Genomic DNA, 17663 nt, shown 5'->3' on the forward strand with positions numbered 1-17663 from the left:
GATAAATGTCATGGGTATCGTGGCGAAAAGTACGCAGCCGAATATCCCGCTCCAACGGCTGAAATCGTCAAAGGCCCCGGTTGAACGGATAATTTTCGCTGTAACCGGCATCATCGCCATGCCGAAGATGGACAGAATGGCAAACCAATAGCTAAGTCTGACGAGCGGCTGGTCTGGAAACATCCCGAAAGGAGAGACAAAAACCAGTAAAACCGCAATAAGGAGATACTGCGCGAGGTGGCGGAGCTGATGTCGCCAGTCGAGCGAGCACCAATAGTCCAAAAATCCATGCAAAGTCATAGGGTTTTCCCCACTTCCTGAATTCTCGTACCAGTTTTTTGCAATCTTCACAAGCTTGTGGAAAAAGCCGAAACTCATTCGCGTTTCGTGAAATTGCACGCGTCATTCGCGAACGTTTCGTTGTGCTTCGCGAATTCGCGATTGCGTACGTAAATTTCAGATGACATCTTGAACGGGACGTCAGGCTTTAACCGGCCAGACGCCTCTTTTTCGATTTGAGAGTCGAACAACCTTGGAAGCGGACGAAGCCCCCTTCGTCCGCTTCAGTTTTCCAGCTTAAGCTCATAGTGAACACTGGCCTCGGCATTGGCAGCGATGGTTGCCTTCCATGTCGGCACACCATCAATTTTTTCGATTTGCTTTTGTCTGCCTCGCAGTTCGTAAGGAATTTCGATTTCCACATTGACCGGCTCATTGCGGGCGTTGGTGACATCAATCTTGTATCTCTGCTTTCCGGCCGTTCGGCTGATTTGCGTGACCGAAAACCGGACATCCGATGATTGGCCTATGGCCATTTCGATCTCGTCGCCAATTGCACGATCTTTCAATGTTGACTGACCAGCCAGTAGAGGTCCGAAATCGCTGTCTTCGAACAGCATGACCTGGCCTGATGGCATGGGAAGGCCAAGTCCCTTTTCTTTTCGGTTTTCGCCCCGGAACAGGATGGTCATTGGCAGACTGGCGCCGTCTCCCGAATGATTGTCGACATTGGCAGTGTAGAGCTGGTCAAAAGACGTCCCCGGCTTGACGATCATCGCGACCTGTTTTTGACCCTTTGCATTGACGGTAACGGGTTCGGGAACACGATAGAGTTTGAGGTCTCCGAGATCCTCCTGCTCCGCAACCATCACCGCTACAGGGCTCGCCATCGCCTCGGCCCGTTTCATGCGTGCCCCGGTCACGACGATATTCTCTGCATCCGCCATTGCATAGGCTATGGGAGCCGCTGGGGGAGGAGGGGGTGGAATATAGGGCAAATAGCCGAGATTGAACGGCACCTCGTGCGTGCGTTGTGCCGGCCAGCATGTGAGGTTGAGCCCGCCGCCCGTCGGGCGTGGCTGCGCACCACGGCGTTCGCGATTTGGTTCGCCAGCGACAGCCATAGTGTTCGCGTTCAAAAAACTTTGGTTTCCGCCATTGGCAAGGGTCAGCCAGGCGAAGATGTCAATCTTCCCCTTACCAACAGTGCCATCGTCCTGCTGCTTCGTCTGCGCAACATAATTGGCCTGCCAGTCGAAGCCGGATGCCATATAGGTCAACGTCAGCTTTGCCGTTACCGGCGCATCGCTGTGCGTGACAACGGACAGTGTCGGTCTGGCCGAAAGGTCTTGCGGCACGCCGCCATATTGCATTCGTTCCGGAAGGCCCGTGCAATGCAGCGCCTCAAACCCGCTCGCAGTCTGCAAGACCACGCCGCCATTCGGGCCGGCCGTGATAATCGCTTGTTGCTCACGGCTCTTGCCGGTGGCCTTGTCTGTACGGGTCAAAATGACCTCGCGCTTCAGATAGGCATCCACCAGCCCGGAAGGTGAGAGCAAGCGTGCGTCGCGGTTCTTCTCCTTCACGCCTTTGGGAAGTCCAGTCACAATGGCGCTTTCCGGAAACATGCCCTCCGCCACGCCTTCGAACCGGATAAGGCTTTCGCCAGCCGGTATCGTCACGGTCCGGGTTTCGGTGATCAGCGCATAGCCTTGTGGCCAATTCTTGTTGATCGGTGCTTCGCCCCGACCGCTGGCCCGATACACAGTCAGCGAAACCGTTTCAGGCGCGTCGGAAACGGCAATGGTTTGCGCCGCGAGTGGAGCGGCGCACCCAGTGAGCAGCAGGGCGATGCAAGCCCGCATGGCTACCTCAATACCGGCTGTCGAATGTCGCCGTCAGCGTCGCTTTGCCGTTGGCAGGAACGGCAACGCTCCATTCGACGCGATCGGCCGAAACCCGCTTGCCCTCCTGGCTTTGCTCGGTGATGCGGACGTCGCCCCACAGGCCGTTTTGCCCGAGATCGACCGTGATGGGATTGTTGCGAGCGTTGGTCAGTTCATACTGCATCTTGGTTTTCCAGCGGCTTGAACTGATGCGCGTCCGTTCCACAACTATCGTTTTGACTTTTACGTCAAATGCATCGCCAGTGCGGATAGACATTTGTGAGCCCATCGGTGTCGCCTCGATCATGCTTTCGCCGATGAATTGAGGATCGCCGCGCTTGTCACGCATGTAAACACGCATCGTTCCCGCCGGCAGCTGGTCACCGAGTCCGCCAGCGCGTGATGTAGAAAATTTGAGCACCGAAGCAGCGCTTGCGGCTTCATTGGTCGCCAGCCAACCGTTATTGAATTCATAAGTGTTGCGGGCGGGCGCTGCCTTTACGTCAAGGAAGCTAACCTGCTTTTGCTGTGCATTGGCGATCGTCGTGCGCTCGGCGAGCGGATAGAGATAATAATCACCCAGCCGCTCGCGGTCGTTGCTCTCGGTTCCGGCCTCATCGATCGTTCCCGTCGACGGATTCCAGGGTGTGGTATATTTGCGTCGACCACCGCCCGCGTTGGGATTGCCGGCCACCAGAAGGACGTTGGCGTTGGAATAGTCTGTGCCGGTATTGTTGGTCAGCGTCACCCAACCTTGAACGTCGATGGTTTGCTTGGCATCATCGAACAGCGTCACATAATCGGAGGTCCAGCCGAGGCCGGGGGTCAGATAGGTGAGCGTTGTTGGCGTAACACCGCCTTTCGATTCAAGGGTAACCGAAAGCGTCGGGCGGGCCCGCAGATTTGGGGGCACTTTGTCAAAAATCACACGCACGGGAAGGCCATCGTCGCGCAGCACTTCGATAGTATTGCCGATCTGCAATACCACGCCACCATTTGCCGCAAGCACCTTTGCCGCGACCCGCACTTCAGCGCCGGTTGCTGGATTGGTACGGATAAGCGTTACGGTTTGGCCGACCGCCTTTTCCATCAGCTTGGCAGGGGTCAACAGGTCGTAATCGAAATTCTGCTCGACAATGCCGATGCCGGGACCCGTCAGCGTGACCGTTTCGGCCCGGATTTGCGCGGAAACGTCAGGAAATTCCTGTTTGGAACGGCCGTTCGGCATGTTGAGACGGCGCGTATCCTGAACAAGGCTCTGCCCGTTCTGATAGATTGTGACGGCTACATCACCCTGCGCGGTAGCACCGCCCGGAACGGCGACGGTCGTTGCATCTTGTGCGAGCAGAGGTGCGGCTAGAGCGCCTCCTGCAAGCAAGAGCCAGACTGAACGCATATTGCTACTCCCCCAATAGTGGTCGCTATCAGGTGAAGTATTTTTTCCAACATGACCAGAGCCTTAATGGCCCAGTACTAGTCCAGCGGAATGCAGGGCCTTATTCAGCAGCGACCGTTTCGTCTTCGGTTGCCTTGGGCTTGCGCGCGCGCGGCTTGCGGGCGGGCTTTGCTTCCGCAACCGTTACATCCTCGTCATTGGCGGCGCCAATGGCAGGTGGCAGCACAGCGAGATCGAGGCCGGATTCTATTACCTCTGTTTCGCGCGACTGTTGACGGTCATTCCGTTCATAGCGGTCATTGCGATCACGACGGTTACGGTTGTTGTTGCGATCATTCCGGTCGTTGCGCTGGTTCCGGTCGCGACTTTCGCTCCGCTGCGGGCGGCGGTCTTCGTCCTCGCTCTGACGCAGATCAGCTTCGATATCGACGCCATCGGTTGCTTCATCAGCGATGTCGCCGCCTTCATTGTCGCGCTCTTCATCGCGCCAATCGGAACCTTCCCGATCGTCATTCCGCCATTCGCTGCGCTGCGGGCGGTTTTCTTCCTGACGGCTGCGGAAATCGGCGAGTACGCGGAAATAATGGTCGGCAAATTGCAGATAATATTCCGCCTGCACACGATCACCGTTCAACTGGGTGTCTTGCGCCAGCTTTTTATATTTTTCGAGCATCTGGGCAGCGTTTCCGCGCGCGCGATTGTCGATGCGATTCTGGTGATCGTAGCCATTGCGGTTGTTATTCTGCGTACGATTATTGCTCCGGCCGCGACGGCGGCTGGTCTGCCGATTATTCATAAAGACGAACCTGTCCTGTAATAAAGCAACCCAATTTCCGTGTGTTGTGCCCGTAACGCGACCGCCCTGTGCGGTCCCCCTCAATATCGTCGATGCGTTGGGGCAGCTTCCCAAAAAGGGCCGGTTTCCGGCCACATCGCTGTGAAGCTATAGCTGCCCTAGCTCGCCTATCCTGCGATTCCAAGCTAAATTTATCCACCGTCGGGTTTAGATAGACTTAATGCGCGGATTATGTCGGCCAGATCGCGATGCGGCGAAACGGCAAAGCCTTGTTGTGTCGCCAGTCGAGTGATTGCTTCATCTTGACCCAACCCTATCTCGAATATCGCGACGCCGCTTGGTTTGAGCAGTGCAGCTATTTGCGGAATCAACAGTTTGTAATCGTCCAAGCCATCTGCCCCGGCGAACAGCGCAGAGGCCGGTTCATATGCGCGAACCTGCGTTGCCAGTTCGGCGTCGGTTTCGACATAAGGCGGGTTACACAGAATCAAGTCGAACTGCCCGAGATCATCTGCCCAGCCTGCACCTCGCCAGCTCCTATGAAAAAAGGCGGTGCTGCCGGCAAAGCCCAATCGCTCGGCATTACCCTGCGCTACCGCCAGCGCCGCTGCGCTTGCATCAATGGCAACGCCCTGTGCTTCTTTGAAAACTGACAACGCAGCTAGGAGAAGCGCCCCCGAACCCGTTCCCAAATCGAGTATCCGATACGGCGGATGCGAACCCGCAAAATGTCTTTGCGCCGCCTCGATCAAGGTTTCGCTGTCGCCGCGCGGGATCAGGACATCGGGGGTTACGCCTAGCGTCAGATCCCAGAATTCCTGATAGCCACGGATATAGGCGACAGGCTCATGCGCCAATCTGCGCTGCAACAGCGTGTCAAATTCATCTGGTGTCGTCAGATCGCGTGCGCGCAGTAAAAGTTGGTTTCGGCTCAAGCCCAAAGCATGCGCCATCAGCAGTTCGGCATCGAGCCGGGGTGTGTCGCTCACCCCTTCCAGCAACTGTGTGGCGGCGACCAGTTGTTGAGAGGCCGAGATGCTCATTCGGGGCGTGACTTTTGCTCTAACGTTCCACCCAGCGGTTCACACTCTCCGACAGCGACATATTTCCACCGTTCGGGCAGATAATCTTGTGTCGCGGTTCCGGCACAGTCGGTTCCCGGACCTGCCGCACAATCATTATATTGCGCCAAAGCGATGCCATAGCATTTCTCTCGATCGGCCTTTTGCGGCTCGGGCATCACGAGGCCGCGGTCATTTATGTCATATTGGATGTCGGTGGCCGCGGGGCGTTCGCATGCCGAAAGGCTTGCTGCAGCGGCAAGCAACCCAGCATAATGCAACAATTCCGGTTGTTTGTCGGGCCCCATGCGCCTCCAATAGCGCGAAAAGATTATGCCAGCTATGGCGAAGCGCATGCAATCCCGATTCGATTTCAAGATAAGCGCAACCGACGGCAAAGCCCGCACCGGCAGCATCCAGATGCTGCGCGGCGAAATCCGCACACCGGCCTTCATGCCCGTCGGCACCGCCGCGACGGTCAAGGCGATGCGCCCTGCCGAAGTCCGCGCCACCGGCGCGGACATCATTCTAGGCAATACCTACCACCTGATGCTGCGCCCGGCGGCTGAGCGCATGGCGCGGCTAGGTGGCCTGCTCAAATTCATGGGCTGGGACCGACCGATCCTGACCGACAGCGGTGGCTATCAGGTCATGAGCCTGTCGAGCTTGCGCAAGATCACCGAGGATGGCGTGACTTTCCAAAGCCACCTGGACGGTTCACGGCATATGCTGTCGCCAGAACGGTCGATGGAAATCCAGCGGTTGCTGGGCTCTGATATTGTGATGGCTTTTGATGAATGTCCCCCCAATGGCGTGTCGCGCGAAGAGGCGGCGAAATCGATGGCGCTTTCAATGCGCTGGGCCAAGCGTTCGCGCGATGGCTTCGACAGTGGTGGCGAGCATGCCGAGCGCGCCGCCTTGTTCGGAATCCAGCAGGGATCACTCGACGAGAAACTGCGTAAGGAAAGCGCCGATGCGCTGATCGACATCGGTTTTGATGGCTATGCTGTCGGTGGCCTTGCCGTGGGTGAGGGGCAAGAGGCGATGTTTGGCTGTCTCGATTTTGCCCCCGACATGCTGCCTGCAGACAAACCCCGATATCTAATGGGCGTGGGCAAACCGGATGATCTGGTTGGTGCGGTGGAGCGTGGAATCGACATGTTCGATTGCGTGCTGCCGACGCGTAGCGGGCGCAATGGGCAGGCGTTCACCTGGAACGGTCCGGTCAACATCCGCAATGCCAAGCATGCCGAGGATCAGGGACCGATTGATGAGCGCTGCGAGTGCCCGGTGTGCTCGACATGGAGCCGCGCCTATCTGCATCACCTTGTCCGATCCGGCGAGATATTAGGGGCGATGCTGATGACGCAGCATAATCTGCATTTCTACCAGTCGCTGATGTCCGGAATGCGCAGCGCCATAGCGGAGGGAAGGTTCGCAGCCTTTGCCGCCGATTTCCGCCGGGATTATCTCAAAAAATGAGCGGGGTCGCCGCAGCCCTGTCGCGTGCCGAGGAGAACAGCCCGTTCCTCGCAGGACTGATAGAACGCCAGCCGGAGTTGGTCGTGCAGCTTGAAAAGGGCGATTTTGAAGGCGCATTGGCAGAGTCGCTGTCGTTCAAGATCAAGGGCGACACTGCCGCCACCTTGCGGAAGCAGAGGCAAGGCGTAGCGTTGGTGACCGCGATTGCTGATCTTGCCGGGATATGGGATCTGGCCCGTGTCACGCGCATTCTTTCCGACTTCGCCGACAGTGCGTTGGAATCCGCTATCGCCGCTGCCTTTGCCGAGCGTCTGCCGGATTCACCGGTGCAGGGTTTTGCCGTCATTGGCCTTGGCAAGCATGGCGGACAGGAACTGAATTATTCGTCCGATATCGATCCGATCTTCCTCTACGATCCGGAAACACTACCGCACCGCGAGCGCGAGGATGTAGCGGACAGCGCAGTGCGCATCGGGCGCAAGATTATCGAACTGCTCGGCGCGCGCGATGAAAATGGTTATGTCTTCCGCGTCGATATGCGGCTGCGACCGTCACCTGAAGTTACGCCGATAGCCATCCCGGTCGAAGCGGCAATCAGTTATTATGAATCGAGCGCACTGGCTTGGGAGCAGGCGGCTTTCATCCGGGCACGTGCAGCGGCGGGCGACAAGGTGCTGGGAGACTATTTCCTCAAAAGCATCCAGCCATTTGTGTGGCGGCGCAGCCTCGATTTCGGGCAACTCGCCAATATCCGCAAGATGAGCGGGCAGATCCGCGATCATTATCACAAGGGTCAGGTGCTAGGCCCTGGTTACGACCTCAAGCGGGGCAGGGGCGGGATACGCGAGTGCGAATTTTTCGCGCAGGCGCACCAGCTGATCCATGGCGGGCGCGACCCGGGATTGCGGATGGCGGATACGCGCACCGCCCTCGCTACACTGGCGGAACGCGAGCGTATTGGGGCGGATGAAGCCAAAACCTTGTCGTCGGCTTATGAGCTGCTGCGGACCATAGAGCATCGCTTGCAAATGCTTGACGACCGGCAGACGCACAGTTTGCCAGAAAATCCTACCGATCTGGACCGAGTTGCAAGGCTGCATGGACTGGCAGATGGTGCAGAATTGGTAGCGCTGCTCGAACCCGTCGTTACTCAGGTTGGCGCGGTATATGATGGTCTAGCCGGCGACGATGATGAGAGTACAAAGCGGCTTGCAGACGATGGTCTGCCGCTAGAGGACCAGCTATCGGCGCTGGGCTATGCCGATCCGCCAGCCGTCGCCCAGCGGCTGGCGCGCTGGCGCAGCGGGCAGTTGCGGGCAATCCGCTCGAGCTCGGCGCGCGAGGCCTTCGAGACTGTCCTCCCCAAGATCATGGAGGCGCTCGCAAAAGCGCCCGATCCGTCCAATGCGCTCGCCCGTTTCGACAATGTGATCGAGGCGCTGCCGAGCGCGATCAATTTCTTCAATCTGCTCGATGCCCGCCCGGCGTTGTTGCAACTGCTGGCTGACATTTTGAGCTATGCCCCGACACTGGCCGATGCGTTGGCGCGACGCGGCGAGTTGCTGGAAGGGTTAATCGATACCAGCGCGTTTCGCCTGCCTGAAAGCCGCGATGCTCTGCTCGATGAGTTGGAAGCGCGGGTAGTCGATGACGATTATCAGACTTTGCTTGATCTCGTCCGCGCCTTTGTCGGCGAAAAACGCTTCGCTTTTGGCGTCCAGCTGGTCGAGGGTCAACAAGACCCGCTTGCCGTATCGCATGCCTATGCGATGCTCGCCGAAATCGCGGTCGAGAAACTGACTGCGGCAACTGTCGCCGAGTTCGAGCGTGCACATGGCAAGGTGCCAGGTGGAGAGCTCGCGATTCTGGCGCTGGGCCGTTTTGGCGGGAAGGCGCTGACCCATGCTTCCGACCTTGACCTTATCCTCCTTTTTTCAGGCGACCATGGCGAAGAATCCGATGGCCCTCGGCCTTTGGGGGCAACACAGTATTTTAACCGGCTCGCGCAACGCGTGGTCGGTGCGCTGACTGTCGCGACGGCATCGGGCGCGCTCTATGAAGTCGATACAAGGTTGCGACCGTCAGGGGCGCAGGGGCTACTTTGCGTGTCGTTTGAAAGCTTCGCCAAATATCAACGCGAAGAAGCCTGGACATGGGAGCATATGGCGCTCACGCGCGCTCGACCGGTATACGGTTCGGTGCAAGCCGCAGCGAAGTTGGAAACGATAATCGCCGAAACGCTCGCCTTGCCGCGCGATGTTGACAAGCTAGCGGCCGACATCATCAAGATGCGCACCGATATGGCGACGCACAAGCCGCCCAAAGGTGCACTCGACGTCAAGCTGCTCCCCGGTGGATTGGTCGATGCCGAATTTGTTATCCACGCGCTGCAACTGCGCTTTGGCAAGGGGCTACTCCCGCAGCTTGATCGTGCGGCTGATGCGCTAATCGCTACAGGGCTTTTGCCGGAAGGTTTCGCGCCCGCACAGGCGCTATTGACCAGGCTGCTCGTGATGCTGAGGCTGGTCGCGCCCGATTGTGAATTACCGCCCGAGCCAGCGCAGGCGGTGGTCGCCAAGGCGCTGGGCTTTGCCAAATGGGGTGAGGTTATGCAGGCGGTCGATGCTGCGCGCGCGACCCTTTCCGCCGAATGGCAGGGCATCGAGCCGCGATTGAAAAAAGGGAAATAAGGAGAAGAAACATGACCGATGTCAACGATACCCTCCCCGCCGTCACCGTGAAAGACAGCGCGGGCAATGATGTTGCACTGGGCGCGCTCAAGGGGCCGTTTGTCCTCTATTTCTATCCGAAGGCGGATACGCCGGGATGCACCAATGAGGCGAAGGACTTTACCGAGTTACACGGCGATTTCGCTAAGGCTGGCGCAACTGTTTATGGCATGTCGAAGGACAAGCCGGCCAAGTTGACCAAATTTGCGGACAAATATGGGCTGAAAGTGACGTTGCTGTCCGACGAAGATAGCGATGCTACCGAACAGATGGGTGCATGGGTCGAAAAGTCGATGTACGGCAAAAAATATATGGGCATCGAACGCTGCACTTTCCTGATCGGTCAGGACGGCAAGGTCGCGCGTGTCTGGCACAATGTGAAGGTCAAGGGGCACGCGGCGGAGGTGCTGGAGGCTACCAAAGCCCTCGCTTGATGTCGTCCGCTACCGCCGCTTTCCTGATCATCACAGCTTTTCTGACAGCCCTGCTGTCGGGGATTTTCGGGATGGCTGGCGGGCTGGTGCTAATGGGGGCGCTAGCGCTTGTATTGCCGGTGTCGGCGGCATTCGTGACGCACGGATTGCTGCAGCTTGTCGCCAATGGCTGGCGCGCGGTGCTGCATCGGCAGCATATCGCCTGGCCAATCCTATGGAACTATGCGCTGGCGTCCGCGGTTGCAGCGGGTGTGGTGCTGGCCATCGGCTTCATGCCTTCAAAGCCCGTCCTGTTTCTGTTGCTTGGGCTCGTCCCTATGCTGGTGTGGGTGCCCAAAAGCTGGTTGCAGCTTGATGCCTCCAAAACGCCGCACGCGCTATTGTCAGGGTTTCTGGTGACTGCATTGAACCTGAGCGCGGGCGTGGCTGGGCCGTTGCTCGATATCTTTTTTGTACGAACCGAGTTGAACCGCCACCAGATTGTTGCGACCAAGGCGGCAACGCAGGTGTTCAGTCATCTGGCCAAGATTATCGTCTACGGGGCACCATTGTTGGCTGCCAGTAGCAGCGGCGTACCGCCTTGGTGGGTGTTTGCTTTGGCGATCCCTGCATCCATGCTGGGCACAACCGCTGGCGGTTGGGTGCTTGATCGGTTGAGCGACGCCAGTTTCAAGCCCTGGACTGCATGGATCCGCACTGCCATTGGCGTCTTCTATCTTGGGAAGTCTTGGGATTTATGGTTTTGACGCTGGGAGAAGCATGCAAATCTGTGCTCGAAAGCGCTGACCCGCAGGCAAAGCTGATGCGGGCGCGGGCGGTTGCGCGCGACTGGCGGCTGGGCAGGCTGGAACATCGTTTCGACGCCCAAATGCCAGACTACCCGGCGCGGCCCGATCATCCCGAACTGCTGGCCCCGCGGTTCATGCCCAAGCGCCGCAGGGCCGGGTCCGAACGGGCGCGGATCGCCATGTTGCATGCGCTGGCGCATATCGAATTTGTCGCGATTGACCTCGCTTTCGATCTGGTAGGGCGATTTGGCGGGCTGTTCCCGCGCGACTTTGCCGATGACTGGCTGCGTGTGGGGGCTGACGAGGCGATGCACTTCGCACTGCTCGACCGACGCCTGAAGCAACTCGGCAGCTATTATGGCGCGATGCCCGCGCATGACGGCTTGTGGGAGGCGGCCTATGTGACACGCGACGATGCACTGGCGCGTCTGGCGATCGTTCCGATGGTGCTTGAAGCCCGTGGTCTCGATGTCACGCCAGCGACGGTAGAGCGATTCGCAGCACAGGGCGATTCGGCATCGGCACGCATCCTCCAGCGCATTTTTGCCGACGAAATCCGCCATGTTTCGGCGGGGACGAAATGGTTTGAATCGGGTTGTCGCGATGCCGAACTATTACCAAAGTATTACTGGAAAGTGCTGGTAAACCGCCACTTCCGGGGGGCTGTTAAGCCTCCGTTCAACGACTCGGCGCGTTCGAAGGCCGGTTTAACGCGTGATTATTACATGCAGGTTGCATTGTCCTGACGGCCCCGCCAGACCCAATGACACATAAGGGGTAGGCAAATAATTGCCGCAAATTTGGGGATCAGTTCGGGGTAAAAACCTGGATTGCAACAAAGGGTCGTAAAAACACATGGTACACAGCGTTTTGGCTTCGGGCCAATCACTGATGGGAAAAGTGTTACTTGCAGCTAGCCTCGTCGCTTCGGCTTCGGTTGCTACACCTGCACTTGCCAATTCCGCCGCAGCTGCGTCTGACGCTTTCCGTGTAAAGCCGGAAGATGTCGCTTCGAACAAGACTGCTCTCGGCGTTTCCGATCCCGAATTTCGCGCTCTTCATGATAGCTGGGGTCAGGTCAATGGAACCGCCCGCAAGTCTCAGGTCGCCGTTCCTTCGATTAACCCCGTGGAATCGATGCGCATGACTAGCCAATATGGCTATCGCACTGATCCCTTTCAGGGTCGTCGCAAGAATCACAAGGGCCTCGACATCGCAGGCCCGATCGGTACGCCGATCTACGCAACCGCCGATGGCATCATCGGTCGCGCACAATGGGTTTCCGGCTATGGCAAATATGTCGAAGTCGAGCATGGCAACGCCATCCAGACCCGCTATGGCCATCTTTCAGCAATGAACGTTTATTCGGGCCAGCGCGTCCGCAAAGGCGACATCATTGGCTTCATGGGTTCGACCGGCCGTTCGACCGGTAGCCACCTGCATTATGAAGTCCGCATCGCTGGCGAGCCGGTCAATCCGACCAGCTTCCTTGAGACTGCAACAAAAGTGTCAAATATCTTGATTGCATCTAAGGATGCTGATACCAAATCTATGGGCGGTCCAGCTGAATAAGCACTACCGACCGTAAACGCATCACCTTTGGGAGAGGGTGTAATCTGGGGCTGGCATCGTGGAGACACCTTGCCGCCCTTTTTGTTTGTCCCTACATATAGAGCATGACCATGGCTCCCGACATCCAGCTTTTGCCAAATGCCGCGAAACGCGTAACGGAAATTGCGCATAAGCTCGGTAAGGCGCCTTTGCTGCGCCTATCGGTTGAAGGTGGCGGCTGTTCAGGATTCCAATACCGTTTCGGTCTGGCCGATGCGGTCGAAGCCGATGATGTTATCGCCGAATCGGGCGAAGCCAAGCTGGTGGTCGATTCGGTTAGTCTGGATTTGGTACGTGGTTCGGCCGTCGATTTTATTGAATCGCTTGGTGGCAAAAGCTTTCAGGTCACCAATCCCAACGCCCAATCGGGTTGCGGCTGCGGTTCCAGCTTTTCGGTTTGATGCGCGGCTGACCCCTCGCTAGGGTCAGCGAATGCGTATCGCTACATATAACATCAACGGCATCAAGGCGCGGCTGCCGCGCCTGCTTGAATGGCTCGATGAAACCCGGCCAGACATCGCCTGCCTGCAGGAAATCAAAACGCAGGATGAGGGCTTTCCTGCCGATGAGTTCGAACGTCTTGGCTATGGCGCGATCTGGCACGGGCAGAAAAGCTTCAACGGTGTGGCCATCCTCGCACGCGATGCCCAGCCGGTGGAAACCCAGCGCGGCTTGGCGGGCGATCCTGAGGATGAGCAGTCGCGCTATCTCGAAGCAGAGGTGCATGGCATCCGCGTTGCCAGCATCTATTTGCCCAATGGCAATCCCCAGCCGGGTCCGAAATTCGAATACAAGCTGAAATGGATGCAGCGCCTGCGCGCGCGCGCGGCGGAATTGGCGGTGCTTGAACTGCCGGTCGTGTTAGCGGGTGACTATAATGTCATTCCGCACGATCATGATATCTGGTCGACCAAGGCGCTGCTTGACGATGCGCTGCGCCAGCCGGAAAGCATCGCCGCCTACAGAACGCTTCTCGCCGATGGCTGGACCGACGCGCTGGCCACGCACTTTCCGCAGGGCCGCGTTTGGACCTATTGGGACTATCAGGCCGGTGCCTGGCAGCAGGATCATGGCTTTCGGATTGACCATCTTTTGCTCAGCCCGGTTGCAGCAGACCGGCTGCGCGCCTGCGGTGTCGACAAGGATCATCGCGGGCGGGAAAAGGCCAGCGACCACGCGCCGACGTGGATTGAATTGGCTTGAAATGAGCACGCTTTTGCAGCGAGTCTTATGGTCGCTGGCTGTGCTGCAGCTGTTGGCTTCCTGCGACACTTCGTCAGATAAAAATAGTCGCAACTTTCTACTCAAAGAGTTTGAAACTGATGCTTCGGATTTCAACTACAGCCCGGCATCAGGCTACGTCGATCGTCCGGAAGTAGCTGTCGAGATTGCGGAAGCTGTTGCTGCGCGCTTTTATGGTCGCGCGAATATCGAAAGTCAGCGACCCTACCTAGTCAAACGTGTTGATGATCGTTGGGTTGTGCAGGGCGCTCTTCCGCATTCTGAAGGAATAAAGGGCGGCGTATTTGAAGTACAAATATCAAGCTCTGATGGCAAAATATTGAGGTTGATCCATGGCAAATGAGAGTCTGGAGGAGGGGTGAGGAATGTTAACTTTGGAAGCCGCATTTGAGGCATCGGGTCTGGCCGGCGCAGTTGCGCTGATTGCTGATCGCGATGGAGTCCGCTTTGTAGAGGCCTATGGCCATGCCGACGCCACCACTGGGCAGCCGATGGAGGTCGACACCATCTTCCAGATTGCCTCGATGACAAAGGCGATTGTCTCGGCAGGGGCGATGCAGCTTGTCGAAAGCGGGGCGCTCGATCTCGATGCACCGATTGGCGACCTCCTCCCGCAACTGGCCAACCCGCAGGTGCTGACCGGCTTTTCGGACAGCGGCGAGCCGCAATTGCGCCCCGCATCGCGGCCGATCACCTTGCGCCACTTGCTCACCCATACCGCTGGCCTCGGCTATTTCTTCATCCGGCCGGAGGTGCTGCGTTATTTCGCCGCGACCGGAATGCCCGCGCCGGGCTCGCTCGCCTCGATCCAGATGCCGCTGCTGTTCGATCCCGGCGAGAATTGGGAGTATAGTGTTGCAACCGATTGGGTGGGTCTCGCGGTCGAGGCTGCATCGGGCAAGCGGCTAGGTGAATATCTGCAAACGAACCTGCTGGGTCCGCTCGGCATGTCGTCCACCGCATTTCTCGATGCTCTCCCCGACGATGCCGCTAAGGTTCATGCCCGTACGCCCGAGGGTGACCTTGTCATCCAGCCGATGTTCCTTGGCGGCGGGGAGTTTGAAATGGGCGGTGGCGGCCTATCGTCAACCGCGCATGATTATGGCCGCTTCGTCCGGATGATGCTGCGCGGCGGTGAACTCGATGGAAATCGCGTACTGGCGGAGGCGACGGTCGCTGAAATGGCGCGCAACCAGGTCGCGCCGCTGCGCGCGGGCTTTATGGGCAGCGCGATGCCCGATCTCGCCCAACCTTATGACACTTTCCCTGACCAGCATACTGGCTGGGGCCTCGGTTTCCTGATTAACCCCGAACAAGGGCCGAACGGCCGTTCGCCAAACAGTCTGGCCTGGGCAGGAATTTTCAACAGTTATTACTGGATCGATCCGGCAAAGGGTATTGGCGGGGGGGTGGTGAGCCAGCTCGCGCCTTTTGGCGATGCCGGGGGCTTGGGGTTCTTTTGGGGGCTGGGACGCACGGCTTACGGGGTTGAGGCTTGACTTCCGGAAGTTAATCACGCGATTAAATCAGTGATCCAGAGGAGGGATCGATGATGAACGCACCGATCCGCAAACCGCTGCCGCCCTTCGATTACAGCCAGCCCGCCGGCGCGCCTGCCTTTCTGGCACCGGATTCGGTCGCATGGCGCGTTTATAAGAACAGGATTGCTCTGGGCATTGGCGGGGTTGCGGCGGTGCTGCTCGAATTTGCCGATCCGCGTATCCGTTCAGGCGTGTGGGATCATTCGATTTACAAGGTCGATCCAATCGGTCGTTCCGAACGCACCGGCTATGCCGCAATGATCGGTGTTTACGGGCCTCAGGCTGCCGCCCGCCGCGTGATCGAAGGGGTCAACCGCATGCACGCCAAGGTTGAGGGTGAGACCCCCGGCGGCATCTCCTATTCAGCCAAGGATCCGGAACTCCTCGATTGGGTCAGCGCAACCGCAGGCTACGGCTTCCTGACAGCCTACGACCGCTTTGTTGCGCCTCTGTCGGTCGAGGATCAGGAGCGCTTCTATCGCGAAGGAACGGCGGTTGCCGAACTTTACGGTGTGCAGAACAAGGTGAACAGCCGTGCCGATTTTTTCGCGATGATGGAAAAGCTGTCCCCACGGTTCGAACCGCATCCGATCAACAAGGAGTTTCTCGACATCATCCAGTCGGGTAAGGCCGCGCCGCAAATCCCGCGTTTCCTGCACCGGGCACTGGCACGCGCCGCAGTTTCGATCCTGCCGCCGTTGGTGCGCGAGCGGTTGGAACTGGGCCGTGAATATGATCTCACTTATGCCGACCGCATCGCCATCAAGCTGGTAGCGCGCGCAGCGGAGCGCAAGCATGATCCTGAATCCCCGCCTGCAAAGGCCTGTGTGCGTTTGGGGTTGCCAAGCAACTTTCTATATTTGCGCTCCGCTGAGCAGCAGCGGTTATTGCGGGCCACTGAGTTGGCCGCCGCTTAGTCCGGTCTACAGACAGCGACCCGTTTCGATCGCTGGTCGATAAGGATTTTGTGGTGCTGCAGCACACGGGCGCCTACCAGAAGCTCGGGGAAGCGTTCAGAAATGCGGACATTGACGTTGGTAAATTCGGCGCCACCGAAACGGAATGGGCCGGGCACCAATGCGGTCTGTGTTTCGAGGCTGGTGTTGGTCAATGTCGCATCTCCGGCGGCTTGCAACGGTCCACCGCCGATTTTGTCGAAAAGTGATTTGGGCATTATAAATTCAACATTGGCACCCGTATCCATTTGTCCTTCGGTTTGGACATTGCCGATAGACACAGGGATGCGAAATGGACGTTCATAGGTGACGACCTGTGCGTCGCCTGCCGGTAATTCCAGTGACCGGCTGAAAGACATAGTGCGGTTCGGATAATCGATAATCAGCACGCCATCAGCGAAAAAGTCACGACCGATAATACCCGATATCGCGGCGTCCGCTGAGAGGCGACTGCTATAGTCGCGGGTGATGACTTCTATATTTTCTCTCCGATATCCGCCAATTTCGAGCGAATCAAATCGTGTCATATCGACGCTGGCCGTCGCAACACCGTCGTTCGTTAGGCCACCATTGGTGATGGGCAGCGCTAGGGCTTTTGTCAGGCTGGCATCCGAGCGACCAAGTCCGCTAGCACCGGTGTCGATTGCAAATGCGAACGGCCCTTTATCGTTGACCATGACATCGACGTAGATGCGCCCATCGACCACTCGAAAGGGTACGCGGAATAGAGAGTCGACATCGGCATCGGTGCGACAGACATCCGCATCTTTGACAGTGGTATGCGCGCAAGCGGTGGTTGTTGTGGCCGCTGCGAACAGGCTGGTTGCCAGCAAAAGGATTTTCTTCGGGGACTTGGACAAAACAGGCTACTCCGTATTAGCGTATTAATACGGTGATTGAAAATGTAGAGCCAGTCAATGCATTTAAGGTACCAGTGCTTTCAGGAAAAATCCGGAAAGACGGTTCGTCGCAACCTTTCGGCGTCAATGCCATAATGCGCCGAAAGGGCAGCCACGACCATCGTCTCGAAGCGCATCGTCGGCTTGAGGTCGCGGCCTTCGTAAAGCTGGCTTGCTGCCAAGCCCGGCCAGTCGCTGACTATCTTTCCCCCGTTAGCTAGACCACCACCGAACAGCATTGCTGCAGATGCCGTACCGTGATCAGTGCCACGGGTACCGTTCACATGCACGGTGCGGCCGAACTCGGTTGCGACAAGGACCAACGTCTTGGCCCAAGCGGGGCCCATTTCGGTGCGCAGTGTGTCGATCATTTCATCGACACCTTTCAGCACGTTGCCCAAACGCCCTTCCTGATTGAAATGTGTGTCCCATCCCGTTGTCTCGACCATAGCCACACGCGCGCCGTCGGCCCCGGCCATCAGGCTGGCGACGAGCTTTCCTGCGGCAATGCCTCCACGACCGGTGCCAGGGGCTATGCTACCCGCCATGGCTTCGGTCGCTGT

The 17663-nt window shown here is 58.0% G+C and carries 19 protein-coding genes; 11 read left to right on the plus strand and 8 right to left on the minus strand.

What is annotated here, in order from left to right:
* The 6 genes from Q0239_RS16380 to Q0239_RS16405 form a co-directional block, all read right to left on the minus strand.
* On the minus strand, positions 1-378 hold a 378-nt coding region (locus tag Q0239_RS16380), incomplete at its 3' end, for a hypothetical protein (RefSeq protein WP_298604845.1).
* A gap of 185 nt (positions 379-563) precedes the next feature.
* Positions 564-2144, minus strand: coding sequence for a hypothetical protein (locus Q0239_RS16385; protein ID WP_298604847.1), 1581 nt, complete (start codon positions 2142-2144; stop codon positions 564-566).
* A gap of 7 nt (positions 2145-2151) precedes the next feature.
* Positions 2152-3561, minus strand: coding sequence for a DUF4139 domain-containing protein (locus tag Q0239_RS16390; protein WP_298604849.1), 1410 nt, complete (start codon positions 3559-3561; stop codon positions 2152-2154).
* A gap of 100 nt (positions 3562-3661) precedes the next feature.
* The gene (locus Q0239_RS16395; protein WP_298604851.1) at positions 3662-4357 is read right to left on the minus strand and encodes a DUF4167 domain-containing protein; all 696 of its coding nucleotides are present in this window, start codon (positions 4355-4357) and stop codon (positions 3662-3664) included.
* A gap of 191 nt (positions 4358-4548) precedes the next feature.
* Positions 4549-5400 carry a peptide chain release factor N(5)-glutamine methyltransferase gene (gene prmC, locus Q0239_RS16400; RefSeq protein ID WP_298604853.1) on the minus strand — a complete coding sequence of 284 codons (852 nt, stop codon included), beginning with the start codon at positions 5398-5400 and terminating at the stop codon, positions 4549-4551.
* The gene (locus tag Q0239_RS16405; protein WP_367276124.1) at positions 5397-5774 is read right to left on the minus strand and encodes a DUF2282 domain-containing protein; all 378 of its coding nucleotides are present in this window, start codon (positions 5772-5774) and stop codon (positions 5397-5399) included. Before Q0239_RS16405 ends, prmC begins: the two co-directional genes overlap by 4 nt.
* On the opposite strand from Q0239_RS16405, the gene tgt reads away from it, so the two are divergent.
* The 11 genes from tgt (at position 5773) to Q0239_RS16460 (ending at position 16162) form a co-directional block, all read left to right on the plus strand.
* A complete protein-coding gene (gene tgt, locus Q0239_RS16410) occupies positions 5773-6900 on the plus strand; it encodes a tRNA guanosine(34) transglycosylase Tgt (RefSeq protein WP_298604855.1) in 1128 nt (375 codons plus the stop codon). The two genes, Q0239_RS16405 and tgt, sit on opposite strands and share 2 nt — an antisense overlap.
* Positions 6897-9590, plus strand: coding sequence for a bifunctional [glutamine synthetase] adenylyltransferase/[glutamine synthetase]-adenylyl-L-tyrosine phosphorylase (locus tag Q0239_RS16415; protein WP_298604857.1), 2694 nt, complete (start codon positions 6897-6899; stop codon positions 9588-9590). Before tgt ends, Q0239_RS16415 begins: the two co-directional genes overlap by 4 nt.
* 11 nt (positions 9591-9601) lie before the next feature.
* Entirely contained in the window at positions 9602-10063 is a 462-nt protein-coding gene (locus tag Q0239_RS16420; protein ID WP_298604859.1) for a peroxiredoxin, read from the plus strand.
* Positions 10063-10809 (plus strand): sulfite exporter TauE/SafE family protein, encoded by a 747-nt coding sequence (locus Q0239_RS16425; RefSeq protein ID WP_298604861.1) that lies wholly within the window; start codon positions 10063-10065, stop codon positions 10807-10809. The genes Q0239_RS16420 and Q0239_RS16425 overlap by 1 nt, the downstream gene beginning before the upstream one ends.
* Positions 10800-11597 carry a ferritin-like domain-containing protein gene (locus Q0239_RS16430; RefSeq protein WP_298604863.1) on the plus strand — a complete coding sequence of 266 codons (798 nt, stop codon included), beginning with the start codon at positions 10800-10802 and terminating at the stop codon, positions 11595-11597. Before Q0239_RS16425 ends, Q0239_RS16430 begins: the two co-directional genes overlap by 10 nt.
* Before the next feature lie 109 nt (positions 11598-11706).
* Positions 11707-12423 carry a M23 family metallopeptidase gene (locus Q0239_RS16435; protein WP_298604865.1) on the plus strand — a complete coding sequence of 239 codons (717 nt, stop codon included), beginning with the start codon at positions 11707-11709 and terminating at the stop codon, positions 12421-12423.
* Positions 12424-12527: 104 nt separating this feature from the next.
* Positions 12528-12863, plus strand: coding sequence for an iron-sulfur cluster assembly accessory protein (locus Q0239_RS16440; protein ID WP_298604867.1), 336 nt, complete (start codon positions 12528-12530; stop codon positions 12861-12863).
* A gap of 31 nt (positions 12864-12894) precedes the next feature.
* Positions 12895-13665 carry an exodeoxyribonuclease III gene (gene xth, locus Q0239_RS16445; protein WP_298604869.1) on the plus strand — a complete coding sequence of 257 codons (771 nt, stop codon included), beginning with the start codon at positions 12895-12897 and terminating at the stop codon, positions 13663-13665.
* Position 13666: 1 nt separating this feature from the next.
* Positions 13667-14047: an NTF2 fold immunity protein gene (locus Q0239_RS16450; protein ID WP_298604871.1), complete on the plus strand. Its 381-nt coding sequence runs from the start codon at positions 13667-13669 to the stop codon at positions 14045-14047.
* A gap of 22 nt (positions 14048-14069) precedes the next feature.
* Positions 14070-15203: a serine hydrolase gene (locus Q0239_RS16455; RefSeq protein ID WP_298604873.1), complete on the plus strand. Its 1134-nt coding sequence runs from the start codon at positions 14070-14072 to the stop codon at positions 15201-15203.
* Between the two features lie 50 nt (positions 15204-15253).
* Positions 15254-16162 carry an oxygenase MpaB family protein gene (locus tag Q0239_RS16460; RefSeq protein ID WP_298604874.1) on the plus strand — a complete coding sequence of 303 codons (909 nt, stop codon included), beginning with the start codon at positions 15254-15256 and terminating at the stop codon, positions 16160-16162.
* Here the strand turns inward: Q0239_RS16460 and Q0239_RS16465 are convergent.
* Positions 16159-17061 carry an aspartyl protease family protein gene (locus tag Q0239_RS16465; RefSeq protein ID WP_298604876.1) on the minus strand — a complete coding sequence of 301 codons (903 nt, stop codon included), beginning with the start codon at positions 17059-17061 and terminating at the stop codon, positions 16159-16161. The genes Q0239_RS16460 and Q0239_RS16465 overlap by 4 nt on opposite strands.
* 80 nt (positions 17062-17141) lie before the next feature.
* Positions 17142-17663: DUF1501 domain-containing protein (locus Q0239_RS16470; RefSeq protein ID WP_298604878.1), on the minus strand; the 522-nt coding region annotated here is incomplete at its 5' end.

The sequence above is a fragment of the uncultured Sphingorhabdus sp. genome (assembly GCF_937872355.1).
Classification (GTDB): domain Bacteria; phylum Pseudomonadota; class Alphaproteobacteria; order Sphingomonadales; family Sphingomonadaceae; genus Sphingorhabdus_B.

Bases quoted from the DNA above. Each gene is read 5' to 3' on its own strand.
- Q0239_RS16425 (WP_298604861.1), top strand. From the start codon at position 10,063: ATGTCGTCCGCTACCGCCGCTTTCCTGATCATCACAGCTTTTCTGACA.
- xth (WP_298604869.1), top strand. From the start codon at position 12,895: ATGCGTATCGCTACATATAACATCAACGGCATCAAGGCGCGGCTGCCG.
- Q0239_RS16395 (WP_298604851.1), bottom strand. From the start codon at position 4,357: ATGAATAATCGGCAGACCAGCCGCCGTCGCGGCCGGAGCAATAATCGT.
- Q0239_RS16385 (WP_298604847.1), bottom strand. From the start codon at position 2,144: ATGCGGGCTTGCATCGCCCTGCTGCTCACTGGGTGCGCCGCTCCACTC.
- Q0239_RS16420 (WP_298604859.1), top strand. From the start codon at position 9,602: ATGACCGATGTCAACGATACCCTCCCCGCCGTCACCGTGAAAGACAGC.
- Q0239_RS16455 (WP_298604873.1), top strand. From the start codon at position 14,070: ATGTTAACTTTGGAAGCCGCATTTGAGGCATCGGGTCTGGCCGGCGCA.
- Q0239_RS16440 (WP_298604867.1), top strand. From the start codon at position 12,528: ATGACCATGGCTCCCGACATCCAGCTTTTGCCAAATGCCGCGAAACGC.
- Q0239_RS16450 (WP_298604871.1), top strand. From the start codon at position 13,667: ATGAGCACGCTTTTGCAGCGAGTCTTATGGTCGCTGGCTGTGCTGCAG.
- Q0239_RS16460 (WP_298604874.1), top strand. From the start codon at position 15,254: ATGATGAACGCACCGATCCGCAAACCGCTGCCGCCCTTCGATTACAGC.
- tgt (WP_298604855.1), top strand. From the start codon at position 5,773: ATGCAATCCCGATTCGATTTCAAGATAAGCGCAACCGACGGCAAAGCC.
- Q0239_RS16390 (WP_298604849.1), bottom strand. From the start codon at position 3,561: ATGCGTTCAGTCTGGCTCTTGCTTGCAGGAGGCGCTCTAGCCGCACCT.
- prmC (WP_298604853.1), bottom strand. From the start codon at position 5,400: ATGAGCATCTCGGCCTCTCAACAACTGGTCGCCGCCACACAGTTGCTG.
- Q0239_RS16435 (WP_298604865.1), top strand. From the start codon at position 11,707: ATGGTACACAGCGTTTTGGCTTCGGGCCAATCACTGATGGGAAAAGTG.
- Q0239_RS16405 (WP_367276124.1), bottom strand. From the start codon at position 5,774: ATGCGCTTCGCCATAGCTGGCATAATCTTTTCGCGCTATTGGAGGCGC.
- Q0239_RS16430 (WP_298604863.1), top strand. From the start codon at position 10,800: ATGGTTTTGACGCTGGGAGAAGCATGCAAATCTGTGCTCGAAAGCGCT.
- Q0239_RS16415 (WP_298604857.1), top strand. From the start codon at position 6,897: ATGAGCGGGGTCGCCGCAGCCCTGTCGCGTGCCGAGGAGAACAGCCCG.